This is a genomic window from Mesorhizobium sp. M0500, assembly GCF_040321165.1.
Taxonomy (GTDB): Bacteria; Pseudomonadota; Alphaproteobacteria; order Rhizobiales; family Rhizobiaceae; genus Mesorhizobium.
The window spans coordinates 318,605-334,123 of record NZ_JAMYRB010000002.1; the positions used below are offsets into that span (position 1 = coordinate 318,605).

The window sequence follows — 15,519 nt, forward strand, 5'->3', positions numbered from 1 at the left end:
ATCATCGCCGCCTCATGTCTGCCGGATTCTGTGGCCTCAGCCAAGTGCCGATGCTTAGGGAAAAGACATGCGTGAGGACAACAACCTTGCGTCCTAGCCATTCACATAGCGCCGGTGGAAACGGTGGCCGAGGCTGGTCAAGACCTCATAGCCGATGGTGCCGGCTTGGCCGGCTACCTGGTCCACCGTCTGCGACGACGGTCCGATGAGTTCGACGAGGTCGCCGGCCTTCAGCCTGCCGGGCGGCAATGCGGAAATGTCGAGGATGATCGAATCCATCGAAACCCGGCCGACGAAGGGCAGCCGCACATTTTCGAGCCAGGCGGAGGAAGCGGCGCGTCGATGCCAGCCATCGCCATAGCCGAGCGAAATCGTCGCCGCGGCAAGCGGGGCCTTGGCGTGGAAAGTGTGGCCGTAGCCGACACCGGTGCCGGCCTCCAGCATCCGCGTCTGGATGACCTTGGCCTGCAATCGCACCACCGGCAGCATCGGATTGTCCTTCGCCGGCGTCGGATTGACGCCATAGAGAGCGGCACCCGGACGAACGAGGTCGTAGTGATAGCGCTGCCCGAGAAAAATGCCTGATGAATTGGCAAAGGAAGCCGGCGCTTCCGGCAGCATCCGGCGCAGCCGTTCGAATTCCAGCCGCTGCCGCTCGTTGGCCGGCTGCTCGGGTTCATCGGCGCAGGCGAGATGGCTCATCACGAACGTCAGTTCGACACCGTCGAAAGCCTGCGGATCCTGCGCGACTGCCTTCACCTCGGATGGCGTCATGCCGAGCCGCGACATGCCGCTGTCGACCTGGAGGGCGGCCGGCAACTTACGGCCCACCCGCCCGGCCATCTCGCGCCATGCCGCGAGTTGGCTGGCGCTGTTGAGTACTGGGCAAAGCCCTGCCGCAACCGCTTCCGTTTCCGCACCCGGCGGAATGCCGTTCAGCACATAAATGGCCGGGTCTGAGCCGAGCGCCTTGCGCAGCAAGATGCCGCCGGCCAAATGCGCAACAAAGAAAGTATTACAGCCCTCACCCATCAGCGCCGCCGCCACCGGCGCCGCGCCAATCCCATAGCCGTCGGCCTTGACCACTCCAGCACAGCCGACGCCGCCCAGCCGCGCCTTCAGCCGCCGGTAGTTCTCACGGACGGCGCCGAGATCGATGGTCAGGATCGCCCCTGCCGCGGCTTCGCTGATCGGTTCGCCCAGGGTGACGGTCGGCGGAAGAGATTTGCTGGAGATGTCGTTCATGCCGACCTGTTTTAACGGAAGGCCGGCGGCTACGCCACCAGGTGCCGGAACGCCGCCACCACGTCTTCGTAGACCTTGCGCTTGAACGGCACGATTAGGCCCGGCAATTCCAGCATCGGCCGCCACGCCCACCGGTCGAACTCGGCCTTGTGGCCACCCGGCGGCGGATTGATCGCGATCTCGGTTTCGTCGCCGTGGAAACGGAAGGCAAACCATTTCTGCGTCTGGCCGCGATATCGTCCCTTGAAGGCGACGCCGACCAGATGCGCCGGCAGGTCGTATTTGATCCAGTGCGGCGCCTCGGCCAGCAGCGACACCGAGCGCATGCCGGTCTCTTCGTAAAGTTCACGCGCCGCCGCGGGCAGCGGCTCCTCGCCATCATCGATGCCGCCCTGCGGCATCTGCCAGAGCTGCGTCGTTCCAGCGAATTCGCTGTCCGGCTCGGCAATGCGACGGCCGACCCAGACCAGGCCGGCCTCATTGAGGACCATCACCCCTACGCAGGGCCGGTAGGGCAGCGTCTCGGGGTCAACGAGCTTGTTCTTTGCCATCTCAGCCTTTTTCCGGATCTATGGCCACCGCCGAAACCGGCACGATCTCGATGCCACGCTTCTTGGCCTCGGTCACCCAGGAAGACACGGTATCCACCGTCAGGTCGAAAGCCGAGCCGATGCCGACGGCAAACCCTTTCGCCCGTGCCGTCGCTTCCAGCCCATCCAGTTTCTTCAATATGGCGCCGCGGTCCTGCACCGCATCGATCGCCGTATCGCCGCCGACGAACGGCACGCCGTCCTTCAGCGCCAGTTCGGGTGCCAGGCTGCGCGCCGACGAACCGTCGTCGACATAGGCCAGACCACGCTTGCCAAGCTCGGCCATCAACGGCCCCATCGCCGTCGCGTCGGCCGAAAAGCGGGCGCCCATATAGTTCATGACGCCGGTGTAGTTGGTCGTTCGCGACAGCGCCCAGCGTAAATTCTTCAAATTCTCGTCCGGCGTTGCAGCCACGGTCAGCGTGTTACGGCCGGGATTGACGTTCGGATAGTCGAACGGCTCAAGCGGTACCTGCATGATGACCTCATGGCCGCTCTGCCGCGCCACCTGCATCCAGCGGCCGATGCTGTTGCCTTGCGGCGCGAAGGCCAGCGTCACTTCCGCCGGCAGCTTGGCGATGGCTGCCTGCGTGCCGGTCTGCGACACGGCAAGCCCGCCGATGACGAGCGCGACGCGTGCACCGCGAGCCCCGGACCACGGCCGCGCATAGACATCGAACGGGCGCCTGCCGTCGGCGGCGCGGATCGGCAACGGACCGGTTTCGCTGGCCTCGACCAGCGCCTTGTCGGGAATGTGCGCGATCCTGAGGTTCTGGCCGATCGTCGAAGGGTCGCGGATGACGATGGCCGCATTGGGTGGACCGTCGCCCTCTTCGGTCTGGACATGGATGATCTGCGGACCGCCCGTCTTCGGCCCGCTTATGTTGGCCCCCCTTGCGTTGCTTGGCGCAGCCATTTCGGGCGTCGCCTTGGCGGGCGCGGCGACGGTATCCGCCGCCGGCGTCTTCGGCGTCGAAACGGCTACTTCTTGCAGCTTCCGGAACGGCTTGTCTCGCAAGGCGATCGCGCTGGAGACGCCGACCACGGACAGCACGACAAGCGCGGCCGCGACCGCACCGGCGCTGATCCCGCTGCCTGAGCGCGGCAGCCGGATCGCCTGTCCGAGAGGTCGTTCTATGTCCTTGCCGATATCAGCCAAGCCCGCACCCCCCGGCGTGCATCCCCGAAGTAAACCTTCTCCGGAGGCGCAAAATCCAAAATGTCGGCGCGTCCCCTTGCTCCACTGGACGCGCAGCATGCCGGCCGCAGCCCCGAATCAAACTGCCGGAGCCTCGCGGCCCCGGCAGCATCGCATCGCTTCGCTCAGGCAGCCAGACCTGTTTGGCCCGGCTTGCCCGCCCTTACTGGTTCAACACGGCCTTTTGCGGATTCGGCGGGAACGCCGGATCGGTCTTCTGGCCGCGCAGCAGTTGCTCGGCATAGATGAGCTGCAAATCGTCCTTGGGTTCCGGCGGCACATAGGCGGCCGAGCCCGAACCGGTCGTGCTTTCGTCGGCGCCCTTGATATGGCCCTTGAGGTCCGATTCGCCGCGCGTCAGGTCCCTGCCCTGCAGTTCCGCCGGCAGCGGCTGGTCGACCTTGATGTCGGGCGTGATGCCCTTGCCCTGGATCGACTTGCCGGACGGCGTGTAATAGAGCGCCGTCGTCAACCGCAGTGCCCCGTTCTCGCCGAGCGGAATGATGGTCTGCACCGAACCCTTGCCGAAGGACTGCGTGCCGACCACGGTGGCGCGGCGCAGATCCTGCAGCGCGCCGGCAACGATTTCCGATGCGCTGGCCGAGCCGCCATTGACGAGCACGATCAGCGGCTTGCCGCCGATGTCGTCGCCGGCCCGCGCGTCGAAGCGGGTGACGTCCTTCGGATCGCGGCCGCGCGTCGAGACGATCTCGCCACGGTCGAGGAAGGCATCCGACACGCTCACCGCCTGGTCGAGCAAACCGCCCGGATTGAGGCGCAGGTCGAGCACGTAGCCCTTGAGCTTGTCGTTCGGCACCTGCTTCTTGATGGTGTCGATGGCATTCTCGAGGTCGTCATAGGTCTTTTCGGTAAAGGAGGTGATCTTCATGTAGCCGATGTCGTTTTCGACCCGGAACTTGACCGCCTTGACCTTGATGATATCGCGCACGACGGTCAGTTCGATCGGCTTGTCGGCGCCCTGGCGCAGGATGGTGAGCTTGATCGGCGTATTGACCAGCCCGCGCATCTTCTCGACGGCGTCGTTGAGGGTCAGGCCGCGGACCTCCTCGCCGTCGATCTTGGCGATATAGTCGCCGGCGAGCACGCCTGCCTTGGCGGCCGGCGTATCGTCGATCGGCGTGATCACCTTGACCAGGTCGTTCTCCATGGTGACCTCGATGCCGAGGCCGCCGAATTCGCCCTTGGTCTGCACGCGCATGTCCTGCGCTTCTTCGGCATTCATGTAGGAGGAGTGTGGGTCGAGCGACGACAGCATGCCGTTGATGGCATTTTCAACCAGCGACTTGTCGTCGGGCGGCGTCACATAATTCGCCCTTACCCGTTCGAAGATATCGCCGAAGATCGCCAGTTGCTTATAGGTCTCGGAGCCCGCAGCCTTCGCTGTCGAGCCGGGCGCGCCATAGACCAGGCTCATCGCCGATGCACCCATCAGCGCACCGGCAAACAGAAGCGACAGTTTCCGCATCATTCACGTCCTTCCAGAAAAACGGTCCGCCCACCATGGGGCCGGATCGACGGGTTTTCCATCCTTGCGGAACTCGACATAGAGCTCCGGTGTGGCATTTCCATTCTTCGATGCCGAGGTGCTCGCCACCCGGGCCTCTCCCATCGCGCCGACCGGCTCACCTGCGAGCACCGACTGGCCAGACGCGACGCTGATTCTGCTCATCCCCGCCAGGACGACATGATAGCCGTCACCCGCATTCAGGATCAAGAGTTGACCGTAAGAGCGGAAAGGCCCCGCATAAAGCACATTTCCATCCGCCGGCGCTGTGACGATGGCTCCCGATTGTGTCGCAACCATGTCACCGAGCATCACCGCGCCGTTACCGTCGTCGGCCCCGAAGCGCCGCTTGATCCTGCCGGTGACCGGCAGCGCGATCTGCCCTTGAAGCGCGGAAAACGGCGCGGCAGCGGTGAGCCTGTTGCTCTCCGGCACCGGCAGCGAGGCCAATTCCGTCGGCGCCGCAGCCGATGCCGGGCCCTTGTCGGCGTCGGCCGTCTTTTGCTCGGCTGCCTTGGCCGCATCCGCCGCCTTGCGGGCTCTGTCGGCCTCGAGCGAGGCGATCAGTTCTTTCAGGCTGCCGGCCTTGGCTGCCAGCGTCGCGGACCGCTGCTTTTCGGCGGCCAGCGCGGTTTGCGTATCGGCGGCGAGCTTCTGCTTGGCTTCGAGCAGCATGCCGAGCCGCTTTTTTTCCGCCGCCTGCTCGCCGACAGCTGCCGTCAGCCGCGCCCGCTCGGCCTCGATCGAGGCCGTCACCCGCGACTGCTCCTTGAGGTCGGCCAGCAACATGTCGGTCTGGTGGCGCAGTTCCGGCACCACGGCACCGAGCAGGATGGCGCTGCGCACCGACGACAATGCGTCCTCCGGCTTGACCAGGATCGCCGGCGGCGGATTGAGCCCCATGCGCTGCAGCGCGCCGAGCACTTCGGCCAGAACGTCGCGTCTGGCGGCCAGTGAGGCGCGGATCTTCTGCCCCTGCGCCTTCAGCCCTTCCAGCTTGCCGCCAATGTCCTCGATGTCCTGGCCGAGCTTCTGCTCGGTCATCGCCGACTGGATCAGCGCCGCGGTGATCGAGGCGTGGTCCTTCTTGACAGCCGCTATGTCAGCGGCGAGCTTGGCCAGCCGCTCGGACGACAGCGTGATCTCTTTCGATACTTTTTCGTATTCGGCGCGGCTCTGGTCCGGGTCGGGCGCCAGGTCGAGCGTGTTCTCGGCCCGCGCGACGCCGAGCGAAAGCGCGATCGTCGCCACGGCGATGCCGTAGCGCACGCGCCAGGAGCCCGTTCGTGATTTCCAGTCTTCAGACATTGAAGCCCAACTCTATGCGCGGCTTCGTTAACGAACCATCAACCATGTTCGAGCCCCGGCCGTCATCGACAAACCCCATGAGCCCAAACTGTCGATGAGCATTGGGGCAAAAATCCGGGCGGCTGGCATCAATTCGCCGACGGAGCCGACTTCATGAACGATGGTAGGGGTGACCGGAAAGGATCGTGGCCGCCCGGTAAAGCTGCTCGCCCAGCATCACGCGGACCAGCTGATGCGGCCAGGTCAGCGCGCCGAGCGACACCGTCAGATCAGCCAGGTCGCGCAGTGACTGGTCATGGCCGTCGGCGCCGCCAATGGCGATCACCAGCGCCTTGCGCCCGCCATCGCGCAGCGAACCTATGCGACCGGCGAAATCCTCGGAGGAAAGGTTCTTGCCGCGCTCATCCAGCAGCATCAGCGCCGTGCCCGGTTGCAAGTGCGTCTGCAGTTTCTGGCCTTCCTCGCGCCGGCGCTCATTGGCCGTCTGCGCGCGACCTTCGGCAATCTCGACGATCCCGGCGAATTCGAGGCCCACGGCAGGACCGCTCCTGGCAAAACGCTCGAAATAGCGGTCGGCCAACTGCTTCTCGGGGCCGGCTTTCATTCGGCCCACGGCATGAACCGTAATCTTCATCCCTGCCTCGAAGAGCCGCTGATGCATGTCGGACGACGACATGCATCAAGACGAATACGGCTCAGTGGAGGGTCTCCTCCTCGAGATCGGGCGCCTGCCACATCTTTTCGAGATTGTAGAAGTCGCGGACCTCGGGACGGAAGACATGGACGATGATGTCGCCCGAATCGATCAGGACCCAGTCGGCGCCAGCCAGCCCCTCGACGCGTGCAGTGCCGAGCCCGGCATCCTTCAGCGCCTTGAGGAGATGATCGGCAACAGCCGAGACATGACGGTGCGATCGGCCCGACGCGACGACCATGTAGTCGCCGAGGCTCGATTTCCCCTGAATGTCGATTGAGACGATGTTTTCGGCCTTGGAGTCTTCCAGACTGGCAAGGACTGTCTTGATGGCGCGGGACACGGCGTCGTTTACGCTGATCCCGGCCGGCGAAGGCACGATGTCGGCCTTCTTCCGCAGTGCTGTTCTCAGTGTATTTCCTTTCGCAGCAAGAACAACCAAATCACCTCTGAAATCAGGTGACACTGCTTAGATAGGCAGAGTTAGGTTGCAGTTTCAAGACACCGCTCGCAAGCAGGCACCCGGCAGCGGCCGAATATCCGGCTTTTCGGGCCAGAAAATCGGAACCGCCTCGCCCCGCAGCGGTTATCGGCTCATCCACGAACCGGAATCCCGACATGCCGATCGATCCCCAGAACGCTCTCCTCACCGTGCAATCCGGCCTGGCGCAACTCAGCACGCTGATCGTCTCCTACTCGCTTTCGGCGGTCGGCGCCGTCATCCTGCTGGTCATCGGCTACATCGTCGCCGGCCTCGCCGAGCGTTCGATCTATGCCGGCCTCGGCCATATCAGCGGCTTCGACGAAACGCTCCGCCATTTCTTCTCGCAGGTCGTCCGCTACGCCATCCTGGGACTGGTCGTAATCATGGTTCTCGGCCAGTTCGGCGTGCAGACGGCTTCGATCATTGCCGCTATCGGTGCCGCCGGCCTGGCCATCGGCCTGGCGCTGCAAGGCACGCTGCAGAACATTGCCGCCGGCATCATGCTCCTGGCGCTGCGGCCGTTCCGCATCGGCGAATATGTCGAAGTCGGCGCGATATCCGGCACCGTCGAGGAGATCGGGCTGTTTGCCACAACGCTGAGGACGGTCGAAGGCGTCTACGTGCTTGCACCCAACTCGACCCTGTGGAACCAGCCGGTCCGCAATTTCACCCGCAACGGTGTGCGCCGCGGCGACATCACGCTCAGCATCGGCTCCTGGAACGACATCGATTTTGCGCAGAAGACCATGCTCGGTGTCGCCGCCGCCGACCGACGCGTCAGGCGGCAGCCGGCGCCGATCGCCTTTGTCGCGACTGTCGGCGACAGCACCGTCGCCATCACCTTGCGCTACTGGACGGCGGCTGCCGATTTCTTCGCCGCCCAGATCGACCTCACCAAGAGCGTCAAGCAGGCGTTCGATGCCGAAGGCCTTTCAATCCCGGCGCCGGCGCCGCAAGTGCCGCAGCCGGAGGCCTCAGCCACGCAGCAATAGAGCATTTGAACCCGGCCGGCAGATGGCCCTCAAAGCTCTCCGCGCCCGCGCTGATCTTCGGGCGCGAAGGCGAGATCGACAGGCAACGGCGCCTGCGCCGTCATTGGCGCGAAACTGCCGGTCTCGGTGGCGGGCACCGGCCGAACCATGACGACGCGCCAGAGAACGAACAGGCAGTAGGCTGTGGCAATGACGATTGCCACATAGATGAAGGCCTGCGTGCCGTAGACGGCGGAAAGTCCGGTCACAATGCCGGGTACGACGAAGCCGGACAGCGACCAGGCAAACAAAAGCGAGCTCGACAACGCCACCATGTCGTCCTTGCCGGCGCGGTCGCCGGCATGGGCGCTGGCAAGCGAATAGATCGATTCCGAGGCGCCGTCCCAGACCACATAGATGACGAGCAGCACCGCCAGCGCGCCGCCGTCGAAACCGAGGGCAAACAGGCCCGCCGCGGCGGCAAGCGCCGACGCCGCGATCAGCACAAAGCGCCGGTCGGTGCGGTCGGAAATCCAGCCGAGCGGAATCTGCAGGATCAGCGTGCCGACCGGCATTGCCGAAAGCAGCAAGGCGACGTCGGCCTGGCTGTAGCCCTTGGCCGTGGCATGGATCGGCGCAAAACCCGAGATCGTCATCGACAGGCCGCCGACGGCAAGCATACCGGCAACGCCGACCGGGGAGATCCGCCAGGCGCGGCCGAGCGCCACGGACGCCGCTTGCGGCGCCGGCGGCTGCGCAAGCCGCGTCAGCCCGACGGGAAGGATCGACAGCGCGGTGAAGGCAATGCCGATCAGCGGCGCGTCGGCCGCGCGGATATCGATCAACGCCAGCGTCGAGTAGCCGACGCCGAGCCCGGCGACGTAGGCAACGTAGAAGATAGCCATGACCCGGCCGCGGTGGGCGTTGGCGACGACATCGTTCAGCCAGCTCTGCGCGACAATGAACAGGCCGCATATGGCAAAGCCGTAGAGTGCCCGTGCAGCGATCCATGGCAATGGGTGCGGCCCCGCGCCGACCGCGGCGTTGGACAGCACGATCAGCGCCGACAGCACCATGAACACGCGGGCATGGCCGACACGCCGCACCAGCGGCCCGGTCAGGATGCAGCCGGCGAGGCCGCCAGCCGAAAGGCCGGTGACGATCAGCCCCGCCCATGTCGGATCGAAGCCCTCGGCGCCGAGCCGGACTGGGATATAGGCGAACATCAGCCCATTGCCGACGGCGATCAGCGCCATCGACAAAAGGATGCTGGCAATGGCGATCGACGGCGCCGGCTGCCCTAGACCGTTCTTGTCCTGGTCGCGCTCGAGAATCGTCATGACCGAGGATCGCCCATCAAGCAGGTCAAGGCAGCGGCAAAAGCGACATCACCGGACTTGCCTTCTCCCCTTGTGGGAGAAGGTGGATCGGCGCGCAGCGCCGAGACGGATGAGGGGTGCTGGAAGAAATGCAGCGTAAAAAGACCGAGGGATTTTAAGTGCTTAGTTCTTCAAGATAGCGATCATTCCAGCACCCCTCATCCGACCGAGCTTCGCTCGGCCACCTTCTCCCACAAGGGGAGAAGGAGACTCCTATCCCTTCGCCACCTTGCGGATCGCGCTCGACGACAGCGACGAACGCGGGCCGTGGATGAAGGTCCAGGCCGGCGCCGTCATGCGGGCGAGCCGCGGTGCGTCGCCCTCGTCGACGCGGGCATAGTCGAAGGTCTTGGCGACCACCGACGACAGGAACGACAGCGTCGCGCCTGGCCGGTCGACCACCGCGATCGGGAACGTCATGACGATGCGGCGCCAGCGCTGCCAGCGGTGGAAGTCGCGAAGCGAGTCGGCGCCCATGATCCAGACAAAATCGACGCCCGGGTTACGCGCCTTGACCAGCGCCAGCGTGTCGGCGGTGAAGCGGACGCGGTGGGCCGCCTCGAATGCGGTGACCTTGATCTTCGGGTTCTTCGCGATCTTTTCGGATAGCTGCAGCCGCTCGGCCAGCGGCGCCAGGTCTCCGGCATTCTTGAGCGGATTGCCGGGCGTCACCATCCACCACAGCTGATCGAGCGCAAGGCGTCTGAGTGCGATCTCGGCGACCAGCGCATGGCCGGCATGCGGCGGGTTGAACGAACCGCCGAACAGCCCGACCGCCACGCCTTTCCCGGCATGCGGCATGTGCAGATAGTGGGAGGGAACGGGATGCTCAGACGAGGAAAGCATGCGTCAGGCACCCCCCTCTGTCCTGCCGGACATCTCCCCCTCAGGGGGGGAGATTGGCGGCTTCATCGCAGGCGCAAATCTTGCAACGCCGGCGATTGGCGAAATCGGAAATGGCAGCCAATCTCCCCCCTTGAGGGGGAGATGTCCGGCAGGACAGAGGGGGGTGGCTGGGCACAAAGCTTCAGGCTCGAACGGCGAACAGCTTCAAGGCCTCACCTGTCCCGACCCGCGTACGCGGTATTTGAACGAGGTCAGTTGCTCGACGCCGACCGGCCCGCGTGCATGCATCTTGCCGGTGGCGATGCCGATCTCGGCGCCCATGCCGAACTCGCCGCCATCGGCAAACTGGGTCGAGGCGTTGTGCAGAAGGATCGCCGAATCGATCTCGTTGAAGAACCGTTCGACGGCCTTTGCATCCTCGGCGATAATCGCCTCGGTGTGATGCGAGGAAAACGTCTCGATATGCTCGATGGCGTCGCCAATGCCGTCGACCAGCTTCACCGCAATGATGGCATCGAGATATTCGGTCACCCAGTCTGCATCGGTCGCGGGCTGGGCATCGGCATAAAGCCTCAGCACCTCGGCATCGGCGTGGATCTCGCAGCCTGCCGCCCGCAAGGCCTCGAGGATCGGCACCAGGTGCGTGCCGGCGACGGCACGGTCGACCAGCAGCGTCTCGGCAGCACCGCACACCCCGGTGCGCCGCATCTTGGCATTGACCGCGATCTTGACCGCCATGTCGAGATCAGCCGATCGGTCGATATAGAGATGGCAGATGCCCTCGAGATGCGCGAAGACCGGCACCCGCGCCTCGTTCTGCACACGCTCGACCAGGCTGCGGCCGCCGCGCGGAATGATGACCTCGAGATTGCCGGAAAGCCCCTTCAGCATTTCGCCGACGGCGGCGCGATCGGTAGTCGGCACCAGTTGGATGGCATCTTCCGGCAGCCCGGCTGCCTTCAGCCCCTCGACCAGGCAGGCATGGATCGCGGCGGAAGAGTTGAGCGAATCCGAACCGCCGCGCAGGATCACCGGATTGCCCGCCTTGAGGCAGAGCGCGCCGGCATCGGCGGTCACGTTCGGCCGGCTCTCATAGATGACGCCGACGACGCCGAGCGGTGTGCGCACCCGTTCGATATGCAAACCGTTCGGCCGGTCCCATGCGGCGATGACATCGCCGACCGGATCGCCGAGTGCGGCGATTTCGCGAATACCGTCGGCCATTGCGCGGATGCGCGCCGGATCCAGCTTCAGCCGGTCCATGGACGAGCCGGAAAGCCCGGACTCGTGGCCATTCGAGACATCGATGGCATTGGCGTCAAGAATGTCCTGCTCACGGGAAACGACCGCGTCGGCCATGGCGAGAAGCGCCGCATTCTTGGCGGCGGTGGTGGCGATGGCCAGCGGTCGGGCGGCGGCGCGGGCCTTACGGCCCGTCCGTGCCATCAAACTGGCTACATCTTCGCCTTTGTGTTTGTTCAGCATCTGACCGCTCCGGTGAAGCTTGGTGGATTTACACGCGGCCGGCCTTCGCGGCAATGGCCGCAAATCTGGGGGAGTAGAATGAAGAGCTTCATAATTCTCGTTGCTGTCGGCGCGATGCTCCTGCCGACAGGCCTTCACGCCGCCGACTACTGCGACGACAAGTTCGAGCCTGGCGAGAGCCCCGACGGGATGGCTTTGATTGGGTACAGCTTGATGGTGCAACTTGCTTTTGCTGAACGCTACTGCGGCGCACCGGCGACACCGCCCTCTCGGATTGCCGTCGTTGTCGAGGAGCTCCATGGATGTGGGCCGCGGGCTCGGCTTGAAGCGGAAATAGAAAAAAGGACGAAGGAGGATACAAGTGCGAAAATAACAACGACCGACGGGCTTATTCGCGATGTCGTCGCCGGGGACGACAAGGACATTTCCCAAATCGAGGTGGATCGACGAGCCAAGGCTGGGATCGAAGCAGAGCTGGGAGGCTGCAGCGAGTTGCTGAGAACTAAACGCGACGTTGAGGAAAGATACCGCAACCCGCCTAAATGGCCGCCTGAACCCCGCAAGTAGCGTGCATGGAGCCCTTTCTCAGTCGGTCGCGCCGCTCACCACAAGGTCATCGCGGTGGATCATCGCCGAACGCGCCTCGTAGCCGAGCACCGTTTCGATCTCTGTCGTCTTCAGGCCAGCGATCCTTACGGCATCGGCGGCATCATAGGCAACCAGCCCGCGCGCGATCTCGCGGCCCTCGGGCGACAGGATCGCCACCGTGTCGCCACGCGCAAAATTGCCGCTGACCAGTTTGACCCCGGCCGGCAGCAGCGACTTGCCGGAGAGCAGCGCGCCGATGGCGCCGGCATCGACGGTCAGCCGGCCGGCCGGTTCGAGCTGCCCGGCGATCCAGGTCTTGTAGCCCTTGACCGGATTGGCGCTCGGCCGGAAGAAGGTGGCACGCTCGCCGCGCTCGATTGCCAGCAGCGGCGACAGCCGCGTGCCCGATGTGATGATCATGGCGGTGCCGGCGGCGGTCGCGATCTTGCCGGCGTCGAGCTTGGTGCGCATGCCGCCGCGCGACAATTCCGAAGCAGCGGCACCCGCCATCGCTTCGATGTCGGGGGTGATGCGGTCGACGACCTGAATGAATCGAGCTTGCGGGTCACGCGCCGGCGGTGCCGTGTAGAGCCCGTCAACGTCGGAGAGCAGCACCAAAAGATCGGCGCCCATCATAGTGGCGACACGCGCCGCCAGCCGGTCGTTGTCGCCATAGCGGATTTCGGAGGTGGCCACCGTATCGTTCTCGTTGATGACCGGCACCGCCTTCATCTTGAGCAGTGTCGAAATCGTCGCCCGCGCGTTGAGATAGCGGCGGCGCTCTTCGGTGTCGCCGAGCGTCAGCAGGATCTGGCCCGATTTCAAGCCATTCTTGCCGAGCGCATCCGACCAGGCGCCAGCCAAGGCGATCTGCCCGACGGCAGCAGCAGCCTGGCTCTCCTCGAGCTTCAGCGCCCGCTTGCCGAGGCCGAGGATGGTGCGGCCGAGTGCAATCGCCCCGGAAGACACGACGAGAATTTCGGCGCCGCCATTGGCCAGCACGGCGATGTCGTCCGCAAGCGAGGCCAGCCACTCGCGCTTCAGGCCCGTCGTGCGGTCGACAAGCAGCGCCGAGCCGATCTTGACGGCAATGCGCCGATAATTTTTCAGCGATTGCGCGGCCATGGCTATGCGTTCCAGCGCGTCTCGACCGGCGCGGCGACGGCTTCGCGTGCCTCCGCCACCACCCCCATCAGCGCGCGCAGCACCGCCTCGACGCCTTCGCCGGTGACCGCCGAAAGCAGCATCGGCGCGCGGCCGGCGGCACGTTTCAGCGAGGCGGCCTTCTTCTTGCGTGCGTCGGCATCGAGTATGTCGACCTGGGAAAGCGCGACGATTTCGACCTTGTCGGTCAGCCCATTGCCGTAGGCTTCGAGCTCGGCACGCACGGTCTTGTAGGCATTGGCCGGATTTTCTTCCTGCGCCGAGACAAGATGCAGAAGGACACGCGTGCGCTCGACATGGCCAAGGAAGCGGTCGCCGATGCCGACACCTTCATGCGCGCCTTCGATCAGGCCCGGAATATCGGCAATGACGAATTCGCGACCGTCGATGCGGGCCACGCCAAGGCCCGGATGCAGCGTGGTGAAGGGATAGTCGGCGATCTTCGGCTTGGCCGCGGTGACGGCGGCCAGAAAGGTCGACTTGCCGGCGTTGGGCAGCCCGACAAGGCCGGCATCGGCGATCAGCTTCAGCCTGAGCCAGATGTTGAGCTCTTCACCCGGCAGTCCGGGGTTGGCGCGGCGCGGCGCCTGGTTGGTCGAGGTCTTGAAATGCTGGTTGCCGAAGCCGCCATTGCCGCCCTTGGCCAACAGAAAGCGCTGGCCGACGACCGTCAGATCGCAGATCAGCGTCTCATTGTCCTCGGCAAAGACCTGTGTTCCGGCCGGCACTTTCAGCGTTACGTCGGCACCCTTGGCGCCGGTCATGTTGCGGCCCATGCCGTGCGTCCCGGTCTTGGCCTTGAAATGCTGCTGGTAGCGATAGTCGATCAGCGTATTCAGCCCATCGACCGCCTCGACCCATACATCGCCGCCGCGACCGCCGTCGCCGCCGTCCGGGCCGCCGAACTCGATGAACTTTTCGCGCCGGAACGACACCGAACCGGCGCCGCCGTCGCCGGAGCGGATGTAGACCTTGGCTTGATCGAGAAATTTCATCGGATTGTATGGTTTCTGCTATTGGCTTTGCGGGATTGCTCTAAACCAAGGCGGGTCGAAGGGCGAGGGCCGTTTTTGCTACTGTAACGTCGCGCGTAGCTCTGGACGCGTACCATTTGGTTGACCCTTGCCGAAAATCGATCCTCGGCTTCCAAGCGCGAGATGTCGGAATGAAGCTGGTAACTTACAATATCCACTACGGCGTCGGCCTCGACGCCCGCTATGATGTCGGCCGTATCGCCGATGCCGTGCGCGGCGCCGACGTGATCGCGCTGCAGGAGGTCACCCGCGCCAACCCGAAGAATGGCGGCCGCGACATGGTGGCCGAGCTCGGCGAGGCGCTGCCCGACTATTTCGTCGTCTACGGCAGCAATTTCGAGGCCGACGCCGGCTCGCGCCTGGAGAACGGCCGTGCCATCACGACCACCTTCCAGCTCGGCAACATGGTGCTGTCGAGGACGCCGATCCATCTGTCGCGCAATCTCCTTTTGCCGCGCAGCCGCAGTGTCGAGGCGATGAACTTCCAGCGCGGCGCGCTGGAGGCGCTGATCGAAACGCCGCTTGGTCCGATCCGCTTCTATTCCACCCATCTCGACCACCGCAGCCCGGTTGAACGGCTGAGCCAGATCCGCTTTCTGCGCCAGCGCCTGTTGAAATACCCGCTCGAGGGCGGCGGGCTCTCCGGCGTCGCCGAGATCGGCTTGCCGGACCTGCCTTGTCCCGAAGCCTTCGTCGTCATGGGCGACTTCAACATGCTGGCCGGATCGCCGGAACATGTCGAACTCGCCGGCCAGGCTGACCATGAATTCGGCATGCCGGTGACCGCTGACCTCGCCGTCGATGCCGCCACGCGCCTCGGCGCCGCCGGCGCCGATCTCGTCACCTGGGTCGACCCCAAGCGGCCGGGCGATACCAGCCGCTACAAGCGCATCGACTACGTCTTCACCAGCGCCTCGCTTGCCAAATCGCTGAGGCGCCTGTGGGTCGACCGGCAAGCGGCCGGTTCGGACCACTTGCCGGTCTGGCTCGAGATGACGTGAGCCGCAT

General features: G+C 64.8%; 15 protein-coding genes. 3 read left to right on the plus strand and 12 right to left on the minus strand.

Translation table 11 applies throughout. The annotated features are described in order from the left end of the window. Nucleotides 1-93: 93 nt before the first annotated feature. From alr to rsfS, 7 genes are all read right to left on the minus strand, one after another. On the minus strand, nucleotides 94-1,245 hold the full coding sequence (gene alr, locus NKI70_RS05385) for an alanine racemase (protein WP_352724353.1): 1,152 nt from the start codon (nucleotides 1,243-1,245) through the stop codon (nucleotides 94-96). 29 nt (nucleotides 1,246-1,274) lie between these two features. Continuing rightward, nucleotides 1,275-1,796 carry an RNA pyrophosphohydrolase gene (locus NKI70_RS05390; protein ID WP_352574652.1) on the minus strand — a complete coding sequence of 174 codons (522 nt, stop codon included), beginning with the start codon at nucleotides 1,794-1,796 and terminating at the stop codon, nucleotides 1,275-1,277. Between the two features lies 1 nt (nucleotide 1,797). Further along, complete coding sequence (locus NKI70_RS05395) at nucleotides 1,798-2,994, minus strand: divergent polysaccharide deacetylase family protein (protein WP_023678064.1); 1,197 nt, start codon at nucleotides 2,992-2,994, stop codon at nucleotides 1,798-1,800. Nucleotides 2,995-3,196: 202 nt separating this feature from the next. Next, nucleotides 3,197-4,522: a S41 family peptidase gene (locus tag NKI70_RS05400; protein ID WP_023678065.1), complete on the minus strand. Its 1,326-nt coding sequence runs from the start codon at nucleotides 4,520-4,522 to the stop codon at nucleotides 3,197-3,199. Beyond that, nucleotides 4,523-5,866, minus strand: a complete 1,344-nt coding sequence (locus NKI70_RS05405; RefSeq protein WP_023678066.1) for a murein hydrolase activator EnvC family protein — start codon at nucleotides 5,864-5,866, stop codon at nucleotides 4,523-4,525. A gap of 151 nt (nucleotides 5,867-6,017) precedes the next feature. Then, nucleotides 6,018-6,500: a 23S rRNA (pseudouridine(1915)-N(3))-methyltransferase RlmH gene (rlmH, locus tag NKI70_RS05410; RefSeq protein WP_023678067.1), complete on the minus strand. Its 483-nt coding sequence runs from the start codon at nucleotides 6,498-6,500 to the stop codon at nucleotides 6,018-6,020. A 61-nt stretch (nucleotides 6,501-6,561) separates the two neighbouring features. Then, on the minus strand, nucleotides 6,562-6,939 hold the full coding sequence (gene rsfS, locus NKI70_RS05415) for a ribosome silencing factor (protein ID WP_023678068.1): 378 nt from the start codon (nucleotides 6,937-6,939) through the stop codon (nucleotides 6,562-6,564). 239 nt (nucleotides 6,940-7,178) lie between these two features. Between rsfS and NKI70_RS05420 the strand changes: the two genes are divergently transcribed. Continuing rightward, nucleotides 7,179-8,036 (plus strand): mechanosensitive ion channel family protein, encoded by an 858-nt coding sequence (locus tag NKI70_RS05420; RefSeq protein WP_023678069.1) that lies wholly within the window; start codon nucleotides 7,179-7,181, stop codon nucleotides 8,034-8,036. Nucleotides 8,037-8,065: 29 nt separating this feature from the next. Here the strand turns inward: NKI70_RS05420 and NKI70_RS05425 are convergent, their stop codons facing one another. From NKI70_RS05425 to NKI70_RS05435, 3 genes are all read right to left on the minus strand, one after another. Continuing rightward, entirely contained in the window at nucleotides 8,066-9,355 is a 1,290-nt protein-coding gene (locus tag NKI70_RS05425; protein ID WP_352724354.1) for an MFS transporter, read from the minus strand. A gap of 252 nt (nucleotides 9,356-9,607) precedes the next feature. Then, entirely contained in the window at nucleotides 9,608-10,195 is a 588-nt protein-coding gene (locus tag NKI70_RS05430) for a nicotinate-nucleotide adenylyltransferase (RefSeq protein ID WP_031212055.1), read from the minus strand. 249 nt (nucleotides 10,196-10,444) lie between these two features. Next, on the minus strand, nucleotides 10,445-11,725 hold the full coding sequence (locus NKI70_RS05435; protein ID WP_352621477.1) for a glutamate-5-semialdehyde dehydrogenase: 1,281 nt from the start codon (nucleotides 11,723-11,725) through the stop codon (nucleotides 10,445-10,447). A 78-nt stretch (nucleotides 11,726-11,803) separates the two neighbouring features. Between NKI70_RS05435 and NKI70_RS05440 the strand changes: the two genes are divergently transcribed. Next, nucleotides 11,804-12,292 carry a hypothetical protein gene (locus NKI70_RS05440; protein WP_352621475.1) on the plus strand — a complete coding sequence of 163 codons (489 nt, stop codon included), beginning with the start codon at nucleotides 11,804-11,806 and terminating at the stop codon, nucleotides 12,290-12,292. An 18-nt stretch (nucleotides 12,293-12,310) separates the two neighbouring features. Here NKI70_RS05440 and proB read toward each other — a convergent pair whose 3' ends face one another. Then, on the minus strand, nucleotides 12,311-13,438 hold the full coding sequence (gene proB / locus NKI70_RS05445; RefSeq protein WP_352621473.1) for a glutamate 5-kinase: 1,128 nt from the start codon (nucleotides 13,436-13,438) through the stop codon (nucleotides 12,311-12,313). A 2-nt stretch (nucleotides 13,439-13,440) separates the two neighbouring features. Beyond that, the gene (gene obgE / locus NKI70_RS05450) at nucleotides 13,441-14,472 is read right to left on the minus strand and encodes a GTPase ObgE (RefSeq protein WP_352621471.1); all 1,032 of its coding nucleotides are present in this window, start codon (nucleotides 14,470-14,472) and stop codon (nucleotides 13,441-13,443) included. 170 nt (nucleotides 14,473-14,642) lie between these two features. Here obgE and NKI70_RS05455 point away from each other — a divergent pair, with 170 nt between their 5' ends. Continuing rightward, on the plus strand, nucleotides 14,643-15,512 hold the full coding sequence (locus tag NKI70_RS05455) for an endonuclease/exonuclease/phosphatase family protein (RefSeq protein ID WP_352574637.1): 870 nt from the start codon (nucleotides 14,643-14,645) through the stop codon (nucleotides 15,510-15,512). Nucleotides 15,513-15,519 lie beyond the last annotated feature (7 nt).